At 44.3% G+C, this 19,305-nt stretch carries 24 protein-coding genes; 14 read left to right on the forward strand and 10 right to left on the reverse strand.

Translation table 11 applies throughout. The features are described from left to right. Nucleotides 1–3: 3 nt before the first annotated feature. From SFSGTM_RS09875 to SFSGTM_RS09885, 3 genes are read right to left on the reverse strand one after another with little or no spacing between them, the layout of a single operon-like run. Entirely contained in the window at nucleotides 4–1,050 is a 1,047-nt protein-coding gene (locus SFSGTM_RS09875) for a PilW family protein (RefSeq protein ID WP_162086278.1), read from the reverse strand. Beyond that, nucleotides 1,047–1,478 (reverse strand): type IV pilus modification protein PilV, encoded by a 432-nt coding sequence (pilV, locus tag SFSGTM_RS09880; protein WP_198420540.1) that lies wholly within the window; start codon nucleotides 1,476–1,478, stop codon nucleotides 1,047–1,049. The genes SFSGTM_RS09875 and pilV overlap by 4 nt, the downstream gene beginning before the upstream one ends. A gap of 11 nt (nucleotides 1,479–1,489) precedes the next feature. Beyond that, nucleotides 1,490–2,032 carry a GspH/FimT family pseudopilin gene (locus tag SFSGTM_RS09885; RefSeq protein ID WP_162085010.1) on the reverse strand — a complete coding sequence of 181 codons (543 nt, stop codon included), beginning with the start codon at nucleotides 2,030–2,032 and terminating at the stop codon, nucleotides 1,490–1,492. 145 nt (nucleotides 2,033–2,177) lie between these two features. Between SFSGTM_RS09885 and SFSGTM_RS09890 the strand changes: the two genes are divergently transcribed. Next, nucleotides 2,178–3,218: an FAD-dependent oxidoreductase gene (locus tag SFSGTM_RS09890; RefSeq protein WP_162085011.1), complete on the forward strand. Its 1,041-nt coding sequence runs from the start codon at nucleotides 2,178–2,180 to the stop codon at nucleotides 3,216–3,218. Between the two features lie 3 nt (nucleotides 3,219–3,221). On the opposite strand, the gene fliE is transcribed toward SFSGTM_RS09890, so the two are convergent. Continuing rightward, a complete protein-coding gene (gene fliE / locus SFSGTM_RS09895) occupies nucleotides 3,222–3,563 on the reverse strand; it encodes a flagellar hook-basal body complex protein FliE (RefSeq protein WP_162085012.1) in 342 nt (113 codons plus the stop codon). Nucleotides 3,564–3,739: 176 nt separating this feature from the next. Between fliE and fliF the strand changes: the two genes are divergently transcribed. Genes fliF through fliR form a run of 13 tightly spaced genes read left to right on the forward strand, consistent with a single transcriptional unit; the run spans nucleotide 3,740 to nucleotide 14,401 of the window. Then, nucleotides 3,740–5,422 (forward strand): flagellar basal-body MS-ring/collar protein FliF, encoded by a 1,683-nt coding sequence (fliF, locus tag SFSGTM_RS09900; protein ID WP_162085013.1) that lies wholly within the window; start codon nucleotides 3,740–3,742, stop codon nucleotides 5,420–5,422. Then, nucleotides 5,415–6,413: a flagellar motor switch protein FliG gene (fliG, locus tag SFSGTM_RS09905; RefSeq protein WP_162085014.1), complete on the forward strand. Its 999-nt coding sequence runs from the start codon at nucleotides 5,415–5,417 to the stop codon at nucleotides 6,411–6,413. Before fliF ends, fliG begins: the two co-directional genes overlap by 8 nt. 3 nt (nucleotides 6,414–6,416) lie before the next feature. Next, nucleotides 6,417–7,118, forward strand: a complete 702-nt coding sequence (locus tag SFSGTM_RS09910; RefSeq protein ID WP_162085015.1) for a flagellar assembly protein FliH — start codon at nucleotides 6,417–6,419, stop codon at nucleotides 7,116–7,118. Next, nucleotides 7,115–8,521 carry a flagellar protein export ATPase FliI gene (fliI, locus tag SFSGTM_RS09915; RefSeq protein ID WP_162085016.1) on the forward strand — a complete coding sequence of 469 codons (1,407 nt, stop codon included), beginning with the start codon at nucleotides 7,115–7,117 and terminating at the stop codon, nucleotides 8,519–8,521. Before SFSGTM_RS09910 ends, fliI begins: the two co-directional genes overlap by 4 nt. 54 nt (nucleotides 8,522–8,575) lie before the next feature. After that, the gene (fliJ, locus tag SFSGTM_RS09920; RefSeq protein ID WP_162085017.1) at nucleotides 8,576–9,034 is read left to right on the forward strand and encodes a flagellar export protein FliJ; all 459 of its coding nucleotides are present in this window, start codon (nucleotides 8,576–8,578) and stop codon (nucleotides 9,032–9,034) included. Nucleotides 9,035–9,069: 35 nt separating this feature from the next. After that, on the forward strand, nucleotides 9,070–10,146 hold the full coding sequence (locus SFSGTM_RS09925) for a flagellar hook-length control protein FliK (protein WP_162085018.1): 1,077 nt from the start codon (nucleotides 9,070–9,072) through the stop codon (nucleotides 10,144–10,146). Between the two features lie 55 nt (nucleotides 10,147–10,201). Continuing rightward, complete coding sequence (fliL, locus tag SFSGTM_RS09930) at nucleotides 10,202–10,702, forward strand: flagellar basal body-associated protein FliL (protein WP_162085019.1); 501 nt, start codon at nucleotides 10,202–10,204, stop codon at nucleotides 10,700–10,702. A 6-nt stretch (nucleotides 10,703–10,708) separates the two neighbouring features. Next, nucleotides 10,709–11,710, forward strand: coding sequence for a flagellar motor switch protein FliM (fliM, locus tag SFSGTM_RS09935; protein ID WP_162085020.1), 1,002 nt, complete (start codon nucleotides 10,709–10,711; stop codon nucleotides 11,708–11,710). Further along, a complete protein-coding gene (fliN, locus tag SFSGTM_RS09940) occupies nucleotides 11,703–12,152 on the forward strand; it encodes a flagellar motor switch protein FliN (RefSeq protein WP_162085021.1) in 450 nt (149 codons plus the stop codon). Before fliM ends, fliN begins: the two co-directional genes overlap by 8 nt. Continuing rightward, the gene (gene fliO / locus SFSGTM_RS17210) at nucleotides 12,149–12,580 is read left to right on the forward strand and encodes a flagellar biosynthetic protein FliO (protein ID WP_269780049.1); all 432 of its coding nucleotides are present in this window, start codon (nucleotides 12,149–12,151) and stop codon (nucleotides 12,578–12,580) included. The genes fliN and fliO overlap by 4 nt, the downstream gene beginning before the upstream one ends. Further along, a complete protein-coding gene (gene fliP / locus SFSGTM_RS09950; RefSeq protein ID WP_162085023.1) occupies nucleotides 12,573–13,316 on the forward strand; it encodes a flagellar type III secretion system pore protein FliP in 744 nt (247 codons plus the stop codon). The genes fliO and fliP overlap by 8 nt, the downstream gene beginning before the upstream one ends. Before the next feature lie 20 nt (nucleotides 13,317–13,336). Beyond that, a complete protein-coding gene (fliQ, locus tag SFSGTM_RS09955; protein WP_162085024.1) occupies nucleotides 13,337–13,606 on the forward strand; it encodes a flagellar biosynthesis protein FliQ in 270 nt (89 codons plus the stop codon). Nucleotides 13,607–13,627: 21 nt separating this feature from the next. Next, nucleotides 13,628–14,401, forward strand: coding sequence for a flagellar biosynthetic protein FliR (gene fliR, locus SFSGTM_RS09960; protein ID WP_162085025.1), 774 nt, complete (start codon nucleotides 13,628–13,630; stop codon nucleotides 14,399–14,401). A gap of 50 nt (nucleotides 14,402–14,451) precedes the next feature. Here the strand turns inward: fliR and SFSGTM_RS09965 are convergent, their stop codons facing one another. The 6 genes from SFSGTM_RS09965 to SFSGTM_RS09990 are packed head-to-tail and all read right to left on the reverse strand — an operon-like array spanning nucleotide 14,452 to nucleotide 19,300. Next, a complete protein-coding gene (locus SFSGTM_RS09965; protein ID WP_162085026.1) occupies nucleotides 14,452–15,663 on the reverse strand; it encodes an EAL and HDOD domain-containing protein in 1,212 nt (403 codons plus the stop codon). Between the two features lie 8 nt (nucleotides 15,664–15,671). Continuing rightward, the gene (gene cheZ / locus SFSGTM_RS09970; protein ID WP_198420541.1) at nucleotides 15,672–16,331 is read right to left on the reverse strand and encodes a protein phosphatase CheZ; all 660 of its coding nucleotides are present in this window, start codon (nucleotides 16,329–16,331) and stop codon (nucleotides 15,672–15,674) included. 9 nt (nucleotides 16,332–16,340) lie between these two features. Continuing rightward, nucleotides 16,341–16,730, reverse strand: a complete 390-nt coding sequence (cheY, locus tag SFSGTM_RS09975; RefSeq protein WP_162085027.1) for a chemotaxis response regulator CheY — start codon at nucleotides 16,728–16,730, stop codon at nucleotides 16,341–16,343. Between the two features lie 29 nt (nucleotides 16,731–16,759). Then, nucleotides 16,760–17,827 (reverse strand): protein-glutamate methylesterase/protein-glutamine glutaminase, encoded by a 1,068-nt coding sequence (locus tag SFSGTM_RS09980; RefSeq protein WP_162085028.1) that lies wholly within the window; start codon nucleotides 17,825–17,827, stop codon nucleotides 16,760–16,762. A 22-nt stretch (nucleotides 17,828–17,849) separates the two neighbouring features. Then, nucleotides 17,850–18,443: a chemoreceptor glutamine deamidase CheD gene (gene cheD, locus SFSGTM_RS09985; protein WP_162085029.1), complete on the reverse strand. Its 594-nt coding sequence runs from the start codon at nucleotides 18,441–18,443 to the stop codon at nucleotides 17,850–17,852. An 8-nt stretch (nucleotides 18,444–18,451) separates the two neighbouring features. Beyond that, complete coding sequence (locus tag SFSGTM_RS09990) at nucleotides 18,452–19,300, reverse strand: CheR family methyltransferase (protein ID WP_162085030.1); 849 nt, start codon at nucleotides 19,298–19,300, stop codon at nucleotides 18,452–18,454. Nucleotides 19,301–19,305 lie beyond the last annotated feature (5 nt).

Here is a 19,305-nt window from a genome sequence, read left to right on the forward strand (position 1 = left end):
TCATTAAGGTAAACGGTTTCGCAAACCTACGGTGGTAGTAAATACCTGATGTAACAGAAAATAATCAGCGGCGCCCACTACGGGCGTCATTGCTGAGCGCGCTGTAGCTGCATCAGCAAAATACTGATAGGTTTGAGGACCAGAAAGGACTTTATCAGCACTTACCATCAACAAATTAATCCGTACACTAACTACACCAGTCCAAGCGGGGACACTTGCAGCTGAGAAATAAGCAGATGCGGCACCACTATTGGTACTGTCATACCCATACAACACTTGCATATCCCATACATTCTCAACTAATTCGACTGTACCGTCATTGAGACTGGAGCGGTAGAGGGAGCGACCACCGCTAGGATTAACACCCACAAAATAGGTATATTGATCCAATTTCATTACATAAGGATCGCCATTGGTATTTGCAATGTATGAGCCTTGTAAATTCGCGCTTGGTGTAAAAGTAACTGTTGTGCCTATAGGTGTTGTTGCCGTAGCTGGTGAAAGCCCTGCAACTGAAAAGACATTGGCACTAACACAGTTAGTAGCGAGCAATATGTCACCCGCCTTAAATCCATATGGATTACCATTAACAGGGACAGCACCTGCTGCTGCAGTTCCAACAACACTCACAGGACTGCTAAACGCGCCAAATATAGTTAATGTATCACCAGCGGGACGTACAATAGTATTTATCACCGCAGGTGCAGCACTCGCATCTTGTCCGGAAATCATGTTGAGCGATGTCAATGCAGGTGCAGGAGCAACCGCTGCTGGTGGCACGGGATAAACTGTTAGATTTAGCAAATTACCACACCCAGAAAAACCAACCATGCGTATATTTTGCGACATTGACTGCAATGCATAACGGGCATTTTCTTGAATACGCGACATCGCATCAGTAGTCCGAAATGATTGTCTACTACCAATAAATACATAACCCAGCGCAACCAAAACTACCAATCCTATCGTCATGGCAATCATCAGTTCAACCAGACTAAAGCCTTGCGATTTTGAATTTAACACACGAGGGATGATTAGATATTTTTTCATAGTTGTGTATCCACTCTAATCTGTTGAGCATTACTACCACCAGTACCACGTGAGTCATTCCACTGCACAATGACAGTTGTGGCACCTGTTGCTGATGCCACTGTTACAGAACCATCCCCAGCAGGAAGTGTACTCGCCAATGCAGTCTTCCAGTCATTCACATCCGCAAGGGCAAGATTAGTAGAAGCCGATGCCGCGCCAATAGCAACGTTATAATTACTGGCTGCTGATGAATTAACGGCCATGATACGATTAACTCGCATACGATCAATGATGTCATAAGCGAGGAAAGCAGCTTGGGTACGCTGATAAGAACTATGATTATTACGCAGACTTGATGCCATTAATGCAGCCAAACCAAGCAAGCCAATTGACATAATTACCATAGTCACCAAAACTTCTAAAAGAGTAAAACCTTTTTGACGCATAACAATTTTCCTCAGGGACATACTACAGCGGGTGGATTCTGAACTCGAGCACGACCAGAAGCCGAAACCTGAATATCTCGCCCAGCAACCGTTGCAGGCACGAACGGACATAGCGACACTACCTCATTGCTTCCTGCAGCCAAAGATGTTGAACCCGTACTTTGATAAGAGAGGAAACTTGCAATGTTAATGCTACCCACTAAAGTGCTATTACCACTAATTGCTGGAAATACACGTATCACAGCATCAGTTCCATCAACAGTTCCGACTACACCACTATCAGTAAATACTATCCAACCCTGCGCCCAAGTTCCAGTAACCGCACACGTCGCACCATCCGCACTCTTACAAACACTCACAAGCCTGCCACGTTTTACTGCCTCACTTCTTGCAAGTTGCAAAGCGGATAAAAAATCATTACTTTGCGCTGTCATACGACTACTAGACACAAAAGATTGATAACCTGGTATTGCTATTGCAAGCAAAATTGCACCTATAGAAATGGTGATTAATAGCTCTATTAAGGTAAAACCTTTGTCTATTGGAATATTCACTCCACCCCCGATGTCCAAATTAATTAATACTCAACAATGACACACTAGCTAAAAGAAACAAATCACTCAACCACTCCCAGATAAACGGCATATTGCAAGGAATAAACGGTAAAATACATATGGAATTCTTTATTACACAGCAATTATGAAACCCAGTACTACTATCATCATCGGCGGCGGTATTATCGGCTTGGCAACGGCATTCCGTTTAGCTGCTAAGGGTGCACAGGTCACCATAGTTGAACGCAATACTTGTGGTGCCGAATCTTCTTGGGCAGGCGGTGGCATTTTATCGCCCTTAATGCCGTGGCAGTATGCGCCAGAGGTAAATGCGTTATGCAACGCAGGAATAGCCCGGTACGCAGACTGGGTAGCTGAAATCCAAACATGCAGTGGCATCGACCCTGAATACTGGGTCAGCGGCATGCATGTGCTGGCTCCATTTGACAAAGCCGCAGCTCAAGTGTGGTGTGAAGCAAATAATTGGCAATATAAGCTAGACGATAGCGAACTATGGCTACCTGATGTAGCGCAAGTACGTAATCCTCGCCTGATCAAATCACTGCGTGCTGCGGTTCTGGCGCGAGGTGTACGATTAGTAGAAAACACAGAAATCATCAATATTGATATAGCAAATAATTGCGTAAAAAGCATTACAACTCAGAAAGGAAAACTATTTGCCGATACGTTCATTACTTGTGCTGGCGCATGGAGCCAACAAGTATTAGCAAGCACACCACCCATCAAAACAATCAAACCCATGCGCGGGCAAATGGTGTTGTTCAAAGCCCCGGTGGGTACGCTGCAATCTGTGATGTATCAGCAAGGCGTATATTTGATCCCGCGCCTGGATGGGCATATTCTGGTTGGAAGTACGGTGGAAGATGTGGGATTCGATAAAGCCACAGATAGCAAAACAAGGGAACAATTGGCCACAGCCGCGTTTGCCATGCTACCAGCTCTACGCAATGCTGAATTTATTCAACACTGGAGCGGTTTGCGACCCGGTTCACCCGATAACATACCGACCATTGCTCGCCATCCCGAGATAGCTAATTTGTATGTTAACGCAGGCCATTTTCGTTATGGCGTGACCATGGCGCCGATTAGTGCAGATTTGATCGCAGAATTAATATCTGGACATACCCTGAGTATGGATATATCAGCATATCAATGGCGAGAGTAACGCCTAAACTTGCATATTCATAATCGTTGTGTAAGCTGCAACAAGTTTATTTCGTACTTGCACGGTTTCCTGGAATGAGATATTTGCTTTTTGCATGGATATCATAACTTCTGACAAACTCACTTTATCATCCCCCATTGCAAAATTCTGCCCTAATTGCGCGGCTTGCTGCTGAGTTTGACTCACTTGATCCAAAGAATTTTTGAGCGCATCAGCAAAGCCCATTTTAGGCGTGCCCTGCTCTGCCTGCACAGGGTCCGAGCCACCTTGTGCACGGGCTGCGGCAGCCTTAAGCTGGCTGACCATCGCTTCAATTTTACTGGTATCTATACCGCCTGTTATCATGATGACACTCCAATATTCATACTATAATTAACATATTAGGTCACAACCATCGTGCTTTAGGTTAAGATTAGCGCGGTAAATCCTATTCTATTCGGTTGATTAAATTCATACTGAATGTAGATAATAAACACACATATTCGTTTAATTTAACCAATCTCAACTCAACGGGGCACACCATGGCGGCAGAAGGCGAAATAGTCGCTACACCAGGATTCGCAAATTTTGCGACGTCATCTATTGGGCGCAAACTATTTTTGATGGTAGGCATCGCTGCCGTGATTGCAGTCATGGCTGGCGTATGGATGTGGAGCCAGAAACCTGACTATCGTGTTTTATTTTCCAATTTTAGCGACAAAGACGGTGGCTCCATCGTTGCTGCGCTAGAACAAATGAACGTGCAATATAAATATGCTGAAGGTGGTGGAGCAATTCTGGTTCCCGCTGATCAAGTTCATGATTTACGTTTAAAACTGGCATCGCAAGGCTTGCCTAAAGGTGGCAATGTCGGTTTTGAGTTGATGGAAAATCAAAAACTAGGCACCTCACAGTTTCTTGAACAAGTTAATTTCCAACGTGCAATTGAAGGTGAACTGGCACAAACCATAGAAGCAGTTAACGCAGTTCAATCAGCACGAGTACACCTTGCATTACCTAAAGCTTCAGTTTTTGTACGCGATCAACAAAAACCAACTGCATCAATTTTGCTTAATCTGCAGCCAGGGCGTGCGCTTGATGTTGGCCAAGTCAGCGCTATCGTGCATCTGGTTGCCAGCAGTGTGCCGGATCTGACACCCTCCAATGTCACTATCGTTGATCAGAATGGCAATTTGCTATCCGACAGCAGCACTAAATTATCTACCAATGGCATGGACCCCAATCAACTCAAATATGTACAAGCACTACAAGACGATGTAGCTAAACGTATAGAATCTATAGTTGCCCCCATCGTCGGCGCTGCAAATGTTCACGCTGAAGTAACTGCTGATGTCGATTTCTCACACAGTGAACAGGCGGCAGAAAGCTACAAACCAAATCAGACACCCGACAGCGCTACTGTGCGTAGCACACAAACCAGCGAATCCAGCAATGGCAGTGGTAATGCAAGTGGTATCCCAGGCGCAGCAACTAATCAACCCCCAGCGCCCGCAACCGCACCGATAACTGCGCCCCCTTCAGCTATCGCTGCTGCTGCAGCCGCTGCAAACACTGCTGCCAGCAGTAGTACTGCAGCACCTGCTACGACACAGAAAGACGCTACGATTAATTATGAGGTTGATAAAACCATACGTTATGTTCAACAGCCTATGGGCGGATTAAAACGCCTTTCAGTGGCTGTCGTGGTTAACTACAAACAAACCACAGACAAAGCTGGCAAGGTTAAAAACGTACCATTAACCTCCGCAGAGCAGGCACAAATTAGCGACTTGGTAAAAGAGGCCATGGGCTACAGCCAAGCACGTGGCGACACGCTAAATATCGTGAACAGTCAGTTCTTGGTTAATAAGGAAGAGGCTATTCCAGAAACCCCTATCTGGAAACAACCTGACAACATTAATATGGCCAAAGAAATGGGCAAATACCTGCTTGCATTCATAGCCATTCTGTATTTGTATAAAAAAGTACTTAAACCCTTAATAGAAAAATTCAATGAACCGGCACGCAGACATCACACCAATGCACAGGGTGAAGACATGGAGGATGATGAAGATGGTAGTGAAGTACATTTATCTAGCGCAGCACACACACCTCCACCTGGCAGTTCATACCAGAGCCATCTTGAGAATGCCAAACAGATGGCAAAAGAGAATCCTAAAGTTGTCGCTAGCGTCGTAAAAGTATGGGTGAATGGTAATGAGTAATGACAGTATTAATAAAGCAGCGATTTTGATGCTATCGCTAGGTCAGGATGAAGCTGCGGAGGTAATGAAACATCTGGGTCCGCGTGAAGTGCAGAAGCTGGGTGAAGCCATGTCTCAAATGAAAGCTGTGGCCCATGAGGATATTGCTGGCGTACTCAGCGATTTCAATGCTATTACAGCGCAAACAACGGGCATAGGTGAAGACTCAGACGAGTATATTCGAGCTGTGATGACACAAGCTCTGGGAACTGACAAAGCAGCGTCCTTACTGAATCGCATCCTGGGCGGCAATGACTCAAGCGGCATCGAAAGCCTGAAGTGGATGGATGCAGAATCTGTTGCTGATTTAATTTTAAATGAACACCCCCAGATCATTGCGACTATTTTGGTGCATCTTGAACGTGATCAAGCCTCTGAGGTTCTCACCCATTTTACTGAACGGCTTCGTAATGATGTGCTATTACGTATTGCCACCCTGGATGGTGTCCAGCCAGCAGCGTTACACGAACTGAATGACGTACTTACCAAGCTCTTGTCAGGCAATTCCAACAATATCAAAAAAGCGCCTATGGGCGGCACACGCACAGCGGCAGACATACTTAACTTCCTGAGTGGCGCAATCGAGACATCCGCAATGGAGGCATTGCGCAACTATGACAGCGACATGGCACAGAAAGTCATGGACGAGATGTTTGGATTTGAAAATCTGCTGGAAATTGATGATCGCGGCATACAGTTGTTATTGCGTGAAGTGCAGTCAGATGCGCTTATCATTGCACTCAAAGGCGCACCACCAGAATTGCGCGATAAAATCCTGAAAAACATGTCTCAACGCGCGGCCGAAATGATGCGCGAGGATCTGGAATCTAAAGGCCCCGTACGAGTATCGGATGTTGAAGCACAACAAAAAGCCATCTTAGTAATCGTTCGCCGCCTTGCTGATGAAGGTCAGATTGCCCTAGGTGGCAAAGGTGACGAGGCTTTCTTGTAAATCATGTCCAATACACCTAAAGAACAACTCACCGCCTATCAACGCTGGGAGATGGCAGCATTTGATGAGAATGGCAACAGTTCCAACACCAAAGGTGGCACTCAAGGTGCAGATGAACTGGCGGCTATAACTGAAAAGGCACGGCGTGAAGGATATACCAAAGGATTGTCAGAGGGTTTTCAAAATGGGCATAGCGAAGGCTTAGCCACCGCTCTAGCCGAAGGTAAAATACAGGTCGACAACACCATAGCTCAGCTAACCACTCTGTTAAATAATCTTAATGATGAAATCGCCCTTGCCGATCTGGCGATATCTGCAGATTTACTGGCACTTGCACTCGATATAGCGCAAGCCATGATCAGAACCGCATTAAACGTGCAACCTGACTTAGTCATTCCCGTCATCAGTGAAGCTATACACGACCTGCCTAACTTACAACAGCACTCTAAAATTTTCCTGCACCCCAGTGACGCCGCGATCGTAAAATCTCATCTGAGCAATGAACCTCATCATTGGAGGATTATTGAAGATGATGAAATTACACCTGGTGGATGTCGTATAGATACACAAAGCAATCAAATTGACGCCACCATGCAAGGGCGCTGGCAACGTATTGCCAAAAATCTGAATGTAAACAGTCACTGGCTTAATAAGCCACCAGAAGAAACAGTTGACGCAGATCCGACTGCCACGCTAAAAAAATGAACTCAGCGAATCTGCATACCCACCGTTGGCAAGCCTATTTACGCCAATCTTCGCAGCTAGTCTCCGCCACACAGACTATAAATATTGCTGGCAGAGTCACTCGTGTAGCTGGATTGGTAATGGAGGCTGTAGGGTTAAAATTACCTGTTGGCAGCGCCTGTATCATACCGCTCAACAGTGGCGCACAACTTGAAGCAGAAGTCGTTGGATTTGACGGTGATAAACTATTCCTGATGCCACAAAGTGATGTAGAAGGTATCATCCCAGGCACACCGGTATTTCCTTTAGCCGTCAGCGCCGCTCAGCTTGCACCCATTTCAGGCTCAGATTCCCCCAAGCGCAGGTCGATTGATAGAACCAGACACTTGCCGGTAGGCGCCGCATTATTAGGCCGGGTACTCGATGGTGCTGGTCGCCCCCTCGACCAACTTGGTCCGCTACCCAGTATGGATAGTGCCCCACTCACCGTACGCGCGGCCAATCCTTTAGGTCGCGCACCAATTACCGAAATACTCGACGTCGGGGTTCGTGCCATTAACAGCTTACTTAGTGTAGGACGTGGGCAACGCATGGGTTTGTTTGCTGGTTCAGGCGTAGGTAAAAGCGTCTTACTTGGCATGATGGCGCGCTATACCAGCGCTGATGTGATCGTAGTCGGACTGATCGGAGAACGCGGCCGCGAAGTAAAAGAATTTATCGAGCAAATTCTTGGTGAAGTAGGTTTAGCGCGCTCTGTCGTCATCGCAGCTCCCGCTGACACACCACCACTCATGCGTTTACAAGGCGCCGCTTATGCGACCACTATTGCTGAGTACTTTCGTGATCAAGGATTAAATGTACTGCTGATCATGGATTCACTCACACGATACGCCATGGCACAGCGTGAAATCGCCTTGGCAATAGGTGAACCACCTGCTACAAAGGGCTATCCACCTTCTGTTTTCGCCAAACTTCCCACTCTGGTAGAACGCGCAGGTAATGGCAAAGTAGGTGGTGGCTCCATTACTGCTTTTTATACTGTACTCACCGAGGGTGACGATCAACAGGATCCAATTGCAGATGCAGCTCGTGCGATCCTCGATGGACATATCGTGCTCAACCGCAGCCTGGCTGAAAGTGGTCACTATCCCGCAATTGATGTTGAACAATCCATTAGTCGTGCTATGCACAATATTACCAGCGAACAGCACCAACAGGCTGCCCGCCGCTTAAAACAGCTTTATGCCAGCTTTGAGCGCAACCGTGATTTAATAAACGTAGGTGCATACAGTAAGGGTAGCGACCCGCTAGTTGATGAAGCAATTGCTAAACATGCCAAAATAGAGCACTTCCTACAACAAAATATCAATGAAAGTGCAAGCATACAGGAGAGTTTAGGGCAACTTTCGGCTCTATTCGAGTGATTGAATTTTTAGAAATACGCTAGAATGGACTAAATACTGCCACAGGTGAGTGAGATGTCTAACCCTAATGCGATACAGACATTAATTGAATTAAGCACACGCGAAGTCGATGAGCATGCCAAACGACTCGGATTGGCTATGCGCGCACAAGTAGAACAAGAAGAAAAACTGACACTACTACTCCAATACCGTGATGATTATGCTAATCGCTGCCAAGCCAATCTAAGTACAGGCTTAAGTACCACCGACTATCAAAATTACCGTATTTTTCTTAATAAATTAGAAGATGCGATTGCTGGACAACATGAGGTAATCAAAGCGGCTATCCACAAAGTCACTTTTGAAAAACACAATTGGCAGACTGCCGAACGTAAACGCATGTCCTATGATGCGCTAGCCCAACGCAGTCAATTACAGGCACAACAACAAGCAGCAAAACGGGATCAAAAAGAAACAGATGAATATGCCAACCGTGCATTTGCTAACAAAATTCACCAAGCGAACCGAACCTAATAGTCAGTTAATGCCGAAAACGGAAGGACATCATCATGACCATCACAGTGAAACCCATAACACCCACACAACAAAGTGCCAATGCAGATAATAAAGTGTCAGACAACAGCTCACCCGATGTTCCATTTGGCCACGTATTAGCCAAAGAAGTTGCGCAGCACCAGCCAACTAAATCTAATGATGCAAACAAAAAATCTGCGGACCAGAATACCAAATCTGCTGATGCGACTGACTCTGCAAATCAACCACAAACTCCTGCACAGCTCTCAAGCGAGATGCTGGCCATGATGGGCATACAACAAGTTCCATCAACAGGTGCATCAGCGACACCAACCCTGCCATCAGCTGATAGCAACAGCATTTCCACAAGCAATGGAATTGGCAAAAAAATAACGTCACTTACCGATAAGTTAGCACCAACCAATAGCAACCTATCTGCCACAACGACCCTGCCCAATACAGATAAATCAGCAGCTTTGGCAGGTCTCGCCGACGATAAATCATCAGCCAAGCTAACTGGCAAAACTGACCCAGCAACTTTTTCTGATCTATTAAAATCGGCAGAATCAACCAAAGAACGCATGACTGTCACGCAGGCAGATCTTCCCACTATTCCACAGATACAAACATCAGCAACCAACTTGGTAGCAAGCAATCCGGGAATGATCATCAACGATAAAATCAGTGCTCGTGTAGGTACGCCAGCGTGGGATCAATCGCTAAGCCAGAAGATAGTATGGATGTCAAACAATGCCCAACAAACAGCATCGCTTACACTGAACCCACCGGATTTAGGCCCACTTCAAATTGTACTTAGCGTAAACAATGACCAGGCAAATGCCACATTCATCGCAGCGCAACCAGAAGTCAGACTGGCTATAGAAGCCGCTATGCCTAAATTACGCGAAATGATGAGTGATGCAGGCATACAGTTAGGTCAAGCTAATGTAAGTTCTGGAAACACACCTCAACAAAATAATAGCCAACAAAACAGCCCAGCGTCGAACAATAGTCAACCTTTGCATAGCATTGAAGATAACATTTCACTCAACACCACACATAGAAGTGCAAATATCACCACTGGACTAGGATTGGTTAATACATTTGCATAAATTTACCATTACAATATGGGTGCCATGTAAACCTAAACACAACGAGGAGTAATAAATGTCAAAAGCACCCGCAAAACCAGCAGCAGATGAAGCAGAAGCACCACCAGTTAAATCAAAGAAGATGTTATTCATCATTATTGGTGCGGTTTTAGTATTAGCCATCGGTGGTGGGGTTGCCGCCTATTTTTTAACACAAAAACCAGCTGATCCTCATGCAGAAAAAAAACATGAGCCTGCCAAGCCCCCTGTTTTTGTGCCAATGGATAACTTTGTCGTTAATTTATCAGGGGAAGATAGTGAAAAGTACTTGCAAGTAGCCATGACTATGCAAGTTGCTGACGAAGCTGAAGGGGAAGAAATTAAAGTACATATGCCACAAATTCGTAGTCGCATATTGTTGTTATTAGCAAGCCAAAATGCTGCTGATCTTCTCACTGATGCAGGTAAAAACAAATTAATCGCCAACATTGTTACTGAAGTCAACAAACCATTTGATCCACATGGTGAGCCAAATAAAATTTCTGGCGTTTTCTTTACATCATTCGTTATTCAATAATTCATCATGGCTGAAAATTTCCTATCTCAAGACGAAGTTGACGCGCTACTGAAAGGCGTAACTGGCGAACAAGATGATGTTGAGGTAGCGGAAGATACAGCTGGCGTACGTCCATACAACCTCGCTACACAGGAGCGAATAGTACGTGGACGTATGCCCACTCTGGAAATTATTAATGAGCGTTTTGCACGCTTATTCAGAATAGGTTTATTCAGTTTCATGCGACGGACCGCTGAAATTTCAGTTGGACCGGTTAAAGTAAGCAAATACAGTGAATTTATCCGTAATCTGGTGGTACCAACCAACCTTAACCTGGTGCAAATCAAACCGCTACGCGGCACTGCGCTCATCGTATTTGAGCCTACTTTAGTATTCATGATCATCGACAACTTGTTCGGCAGTGATGGTCGTTTCCACACACGGGTTGAGGGTCGTGATTTTACGCAAACTGAGCAACGCATTATTCAGCGCGTATTGAATATATTTTTTGAAAACTATGAAAAATCCTGGTCTCATATTTACAACATAGAATTTGAATACATACGTTCGGAAATGAATACGCAGTTTGCCAATATTGCTACGCCGAATGAAGTAGTAGTAACAACCACATTTTCCATCGAAATAGGCCCTATGCATGGAGACATCCATGTTTGCATGCCCTATTCCATGGTCGAACCTATACGTGACTTGCTAACCAGCACACTCCAAGGTGAAACCATGGATGTGGATAAGCGCTGGACCAAAATGATGACTCAGCAGATCCAAACAGCTGAAATCGAACTAGTTGCTAACATGGGTTCTGCAGATACCACGCTCGGCAAAGTATTAAATATGCAAGTCGGTGACATTATTCCATTAAAAATTCCTGAAACCATATTAGCCACAGTTGATAACGTTCCTGTTATGGAATGTAAATATGGCACACGCAATGGTCAATTTGCATTACGTGTAGAAAAGCTCATTGCTTACAGCACAGAAGAAACGCCTAAAGGAGATAAAAATGGCTGAAGACACAACAACCGAACCCGCAGCTGATGATTGGGGTGCTGCGATGGCTGAACAAGCCGAAGCAGATAGTGCAGCTGATGATTGGGGTGCTGCAATGGCTGAACAAACACAGGCTGAAGCGGCACCTGCGGCAAATGCGATATTTAAAGAGTTCACAGGTAACAACACACCTGAAACGCACAACGATATCGATTTCATTCTCGATATTCCAGTACAACTGACGGTAGAACTGGGGCGTACGAAAATAGCAATTAAAAACCTGCTTCAACTTGCCCAAGGTTCAGTGGTCGAGCTAGCAGGTATGGCAGGTGAACCTATGGATATCCTTATTAATGGATTCCTCATTGCTCAAGGCGAAGTCGTCGTGGTCAATGACAAATTCGGTATACGTGTGACTGACATTATCAGTCCCGCTGAACGCATTCGCAAATTAAACAAATGAAATACTTAAATATAATCATAGCATTGACCTTCAGCACCTGTTTCAATTTGGCTCATGCTGTAATAAAAAGCACTACCCCAGCAATACCAGCACCAACACCCACGTTGGACTTATTACAAGTTGTCTTAAGTTTAATTGTCATTCTGGGATTGATAATTGGTGCCGCATGGTTTGCCAAACGATTTATGCTAACCAGCACCCACAGCGGCACTACTATCAAAATGCTGGGGGGAGTCAATTTAGGTGGACGTGAACGGGTAATGCTACTTGAAATAGCCGACCAGTGGATTGTGGTTGGTGTCGCCCCTGGTCAAGTTAACACATTAGCCACCATGCCACGTCAATCTTTACCTAATACGCCGACCAATGCACCACCAGCAGCTTTCGCCACATGGTTGAAGCAAAAGATGGATAAGCACCATGAATAAATCACGCTTCTTTATTATTCTATTATCACTGCTTATCCCCGTCATAGCTCACGCAGAGCCAAGTGCTTTGCCAGCATTTACCAGCACACCTAATGCTGGCGGTGGTCAGAACTACTCTCTAAGTATACAAACCCTGTTATTTCTGACTTCACTGACGTTCTTACCTGCTGCATTATTGATGATGACCAGTTTTACCCGCATCATCATAGTATTGTCATTATTACGCCAGGCACTAGGCACCCAGTCTTCTCCGCCTAATCAAGTCTTAGTAGGCTTAGCTTTATTCCTGACACTATTTGTCATGGGGCCAGTTTTTGACAAAATTTATGCGCAAGCGTATCAACCTTACTCAGAAAATAAAATTAGCTTTAATGAAGCACTGAGCACTGGTGTCGTACCACTCAAGACCTTCATGCTAAAACAGACGCGCCAGGCAGATCTTGCACTATTCGTCAAAATATCAAATACGCCTGCATTACAAGGCCCTGATGATGTGCCATTACGTGTGCTAATTCCTGCTTTTGTAACCAGTGAACTAAAAACAGCATTTCAGATTGGATTTGCCGTATTTATCCCTTTTTTAATTATTGATATGGTCGTTGCCAGTGTACTTATGTCTATGGGGATGATGATGGTGTCACCCTCTATTGTGTCACTCCCATTCAAATTAATGCTATTTGTTCTGGTTGATGGATGGCAATTACTAATGGGATCACTCGCACAGAGCTTTTACTAGCCAGCGACAGAGGAGAAATTATGACCCCAGAAAGTGTAATGACGCTAGGACGTCATGCGATGGAAGTCACATTAATGGTAGCTGCGCCTTTACTGCTAGTCGCGCTGGTAATTGGTCTAATCGTAAGTATATTTCAAGCTGCCACACAAATTAATGAATCCACCTTGTCATTTATCCCTAAACTGGTAGGGATATTTATTGCCCTCATAGTAATGGGGCCGTGGATGTTATCAGTTATGCTGGATTATATGCGTGAAGTTTTCACCAACATTCCCAACTTAGTCGGCTAATCACTGTGAATAATAGCTGTCATGTTTAGTTTTACCGACGCGCAATTCTATGGTTGGCTGGGGGCATTTATTTGGCCGTTGACTCGTATCTTGGGGTTAATCAGTGCTGCACCAGTCTTTGGCCACATGAGCATTCCTTTCTCCAACAAGATCGGTATTGCAGTCATGTTGACACTTATTATTGCACCCACACTAACCAATGTCCCAATACTCGATCCAGCCACACCAGCAGGCATTTTAATACTCACGGAACAGCTTATCATTGGATTAGCGATGGGGTTTGCCATGCGCATGGTATTTGTTGCGATAGAAATGGCAGGATCCATTGGTACCCAGTCTATGGGATTTGGATTTGCCAGTTTTTATGACCCACAAACACAGGGACAAACTAGCGCAGTCAGCCAGCTATTTACTATGCTAGCCACATTGATTTTTCTATCAATAAATGGCCATTTAATGATAGTAGAAACATTGGTAACCAGCTTCACTACTTTACCCATATCCCTGACGCTCAATGGACATGGCTTTTTACAATTAGCAAATTGGGGTGGATTTATTTTTAGTACGGGAGTACAGCTAGCTATGCCGATGATAGCCGCACTATTGATTACCAATATTGCGCTAGGCATACTCACCCGATCTGCACCACAGCTAAACATATTTGGGATAGGATTTCCGATTACATTATCAGTCGGATTTCTAGTAATCATTACCAGCCTGCCCTACCTCACCGCACCAATACTTGCAGCCTTCAATCAAACATTTAATTTCGTCCAGCGGATTTTCTTACCCTGAGAAATCAAAACTAACGTCAACCTTGAATCAGCTCACCTACCTCTGGCAATCTAAGATTCCAATCGTTGCGCCCAAAACAAAGCACGCAAATGTGCACGATTAACATCATCCATATTCATACTCAAATCACAACTTGGAATAGCAGCACCAACTTGCGACTGCTCACAGGCCTCCGCAATCAATAAAAATGGCGCATAAATACCTTGGCGCGTCATTAAGGCATCTGTGACAGCATCAGGTAGCTGTATTTGCTCCAATGCATCTTCCATGGTGACCCCAAGCAACCTGTCGAGTAGCGAGAACATACCCGTGATAAACAGATTCTCAGCTTCGGTTTTAGATAAATAAGATTTACCCAGCAACTCCATTAAACGCCCACGTGTAATGGCTGCTTGCATCAGCACCAATGATGCCGTTGAAGCATTGGCGCTTGCCAACAACACTGATAACCAGCGATACAACGGGTTATAACCCAATACTTGAATTGCGTGGCGCATAGACTCAATTTCAAAACCCAGACCGAATCCTGCAGAGTTAATATAATGTAACAGCTTGTATGAAATCGCTGGATCGTGTTTTAACGCATCCTCAATTTTAGGAATATCCGCATTATTACGAACCAGCTCCATCAGTTGCAACAACATAACTTGCGATGGATTCAAACCTGTATTTTTGGCAATTACCTGTCTGGGCGATAAGTAAAATTCCCCTGCAAATGCCTGTAAACCCAATGCTCCACAAGCATCATACTCCTGCCAGTTACTGATTTTACGTGCGATCATCCGTATCGGAGAGTTCTTCAACACCCCATAAATACGGGCTTGTGATGAAAAATTATCAGGATCAAAATAGACCTCTATAGCCGTTGCAAGAATTAACTGCTTAGGGTTTAGCGCCTTCATATCTACGCCGCGCAACAGTATGCCGTACCCTGCTTTACGTAACACTTTAACCTCAGCGTAAACAGCATCATCTTCCAGTTCACTCACATTAACAATTAAGTTGGTGGAGTTAGCGGGTAATTCTGAAAAGGCATTTTCCATAATTAGCGCAGCAGGCGCATATAAAAAATGACTGTATTTGTTGTGTGGCGCATCCTCACCATTTTCAACATTTTCCAGAACTAAATTTACTAATGCACGCGCATCCTCAATTTCATCAAATTCAACTAGTGCTGTTTTCAGCCACGAAAACTCATAACCCAACACTTGTTGTTGAGTATCTAATAATGGCTCACGCACCACCAACCTAACATCATTCATCGCTGTCCTTAGAATCCGAGGCTATCTAACAAATCATCAACTTGGCTCTGACTTGCCATCGTTGCACCATCTTCACCATGATTAATCACTGGCCCATTAAGCAAACTCGCATCCACCTCGCGCTTAATCTCAGCAGGAGCGTGCTCAACCAGCAACTGAACTAATTGGCTTTCCAAATTATGCGCTAAGTCCGTTATTTTACGAATAACCTGGCCAGTCAAGTCCTGAAAATCCTGTGCCATCATAATTTCCATCAACTGTACTTTTGTTGTGTTCGCATCTGCCGCCATCATTTGTAAAGATTGCGCAGTTGCAACAACCATTTCTCTACAAATAGCTTCACTAAATGGCTGATCCAGTAAGCTACGCCAATCATTAGCTATGTCGCTAGCATTACCAGCAATATTTTCCTGTAATGGCAGCGCCTTATCAGTTGCGTTGAGTACTCGCTGTGCTGCTTGTTCTGTCAATTTGGCCACATAAGACAAGCGATCACGCACATCAGGAATTTCTTGCGCGGCCTCTTGTATCACCTTATCAAAACCCAATTCACGCAAACTATCGTGCAACGTTCGCGTCAGCTGACCAACTTGTGACAACAATTCATCATGATTAGGCTGGCTCGCTTCAGCATTCTTTATGTTTTTTGGCGTTGCATTATCCATCATGCCTCCCGCTTACATACCTAATTTTTCAAAAATCTTACCTAATTTTTCATCCAGTGTAGCTGCAGTAAACGGCTTGACCACATAGCCATTCGCACCCGCTTGAGCTGCGGCAATAATATTTTCTTTTTTGGCTTCAGCCGTCACCATTAAAACAGGCAGACTAGATAAAGCAGGGTCGGCACGAATAGCTTGCAGCATTTGTAAACCGTCCATGTTGGGCATATTCCAGTCCGACACGACGAAATCAAATTTCGCGCTTTTAAGCATTTGCAAACCTTGTGCACCATCTTCAGCTTCTTCAACGTTGGCGTAGCCTAACTCCTTCAATAAATTACGTACGATGCGACGCATCGTAGAAAAATCATCCACTACTAAAAACTTGAGGTTTTTATCTGCCATACTTCACTCCTTAATCTCCAAATATATTGTCACACTCGCAAAGAACGACTACCTTGCGACGCCAAATAGCCTAATACCTTGCCTGGCAAATCTTTAATGTGCCCCACTTCATCAACCGCGCCTATCGCGATTGCTTCCTTAGGCATCCCAAATACAACACAACTAGCTTCATCCTGTGCAAAAGTGTGGGCACCCGCCTGTTTCAACGTTAACATTTGCTGTGCGCCATCTTTACCCATACCTGTCAATATCACCCCAACCGCATTTTTACCTGCTGCTTTAGCTGCAGATGCAAACAATACATCAACTGAAGGCCGATGATGATTTACTGGCGCGCTTTGTTCAAGCTGAGTCATATAATTTGCACCACTACGCACCAACAACAAATGTGAATGTCCAGGTGCTATATATGCATGTCCAGGCAATACACGCTCACCGCCTTCGGCTTCTTTTACTGATATTTTGCATAACGTATTCAATCTGCTAGCAAAAGACTTGGTAAATCCTTCTGGCATATGTTGCGTAATCATAATTCCGGGACAATCAGAAGGCATTTGTATCAAAAACTCTTTTATAGCCTCAGTTCCACCAGTAGACGCGCCTATGACTATCAACTTTTCACTACTTAATAGTGGATTAGCCATGGTTGGCAATGCAACTGAGGTTGGGATTGAAGCAGAAGGTCTTGGTTGTATACGAGCTCGTGATGCTGCTCGGATTTTATCGCTGATAGTTTCAGCATAATCCATCATGCCATTTTTAATAGAGATTTTAGGCTTGGTAACAAAATCAATCGCACCCAATTCTAACGCACGCATCGTTATTTCTGATCCATGTTCAGTCAATGATGACACCATCACGACGGGCATGGGACGTAGACGCATGAGCTTCTCAAGAAAATCAAGGCCATCCATTTTTGGCATTTCAACATCCAAGGTCAACACATCTGGATTCAAAGCTTTAATCATCTCACGCGCAACTATTGGATCTGGCGCAGCACCCACAACTTCCATATCAATCTGATCATTAATAATTTCAGTTAAAACACCGCGAATGAGTGCAGAATCATCGATTACCAAGACTTTTATTTTTTTCATAAATACCATCCAAATCTAGAAATTAACCCGCTACTTTGAGTTTCAAACGCTTTGCATATTCAGACTCACGTTCTACCAGCGTTGCATTTCTCAATTCTTTTATTTTCCTCACTAATACCTTGCCAGTACGCGGGAAAAAATACACCTTACGTGGATGCGCGCCGTTCAAATCTTGTGATGCCACAGGAATTTTAGCCGCATCCAAATAATTCAACACAAACTCCGCATTACGTTCACCTACATTCATAGTACCAAAACCTTGCAACACGTTGCCGCCACCAAATACCTTTGCTTCTAGATTTTCACGCTTGGCTCCAGCCTGTAATAACTTCTCAATCAGGATATCCATCGCATGTACACCATAACGCATAGAAGGAGAAGCCGAGTTATTCATAGGCATACCCGCATCTGGCAACATAAAATGATTCATACCGCCGATAGCCCTAATTTTATCTCGTATACAGGCAGACACACATGAACCCAACACTGTCACAATGAGCATATCCTTCTGGGTATAGTAATATTCTCCCGGCAACAACTTAGCAGCATCACAATGAAAACTTGCATCGTAATACACGTTGCTTGCAAAATGTTCTTCCCCTGCATCCCAAGTCATATCATCGCCTATTTTATATGCGTAGAATGATTTAATGCATACACTGTTTTACTTAATAACTTAAAACGATTAGTTACATTTAAAAAATTTTCTGAATGACCCGCAAATAATAGCCCGTCTGACTTCATTATTTGCGCAAAACGATCCAGTATTTTGGCTTGAGTAGGTTTATCAAAATATATCATTACGTTACGACAAAATATCACATCAAAGGGACCGGAAATAGGCCAAGTTGGCGCCAATAAGTTAAGTGGTTGGAAAGTTATTAAGTCACGCAATGCTTGCTTTACCCTAACTGTGCCATCATTTGCCCCCTTTCCTCTAAGGAAAAAACGCTTAACTTTTGCGATAGGCATTTTTTCCACTCTATCAAGCTGATAAATACCATTTGCTGCATTCTCGAGCACATTAGTATCGATATCAGTTGCGATAATTTTCACTGGAGGGGTAAGGCTATTAAAGGCCTCACATACAGTCATAGCAATAGAGTAAGGTTCCTCCCCGGTCGAACTGGCTGAACACCAAATTTGAATTTCACCATGCCTATGCTTAACAAAGTCAGCCAATACGGGGAAATGATGGGCTTCACGAAAAAAAGAAGTGAGATTTGTCGTCAGCGCGTTAATGAATGCCTCCCACTCTTCATGATGAGCATTCGACGTCAAAGTATCTAAATAGCGTGAAAAACTATTAAATGCCAGCACACGCAATCGACGCGCCAACCGGCTGTAGACCATATCTTGTTTGTTATCAGATAAGGATATACCTGCACGCTGATAGATCATTTCACGCACACGATTAAAGTCCTTATCAGTAAAACTGAATTCCTTATTATTGTCTGTACTTACTTTAGCCATGACAT

The sequence above is a fragment of the Sulfuriferula nivalis genome, from assembly GCF_009937995.1.
Taxonomy (GTDB): domain Bacteria; phylum Pseudomonadota; class Gammaproteobacteria; order Burkholderiales; family Sulfuriferulaceae; genus Sulfuriferula; species Sulfuriferula nivalis.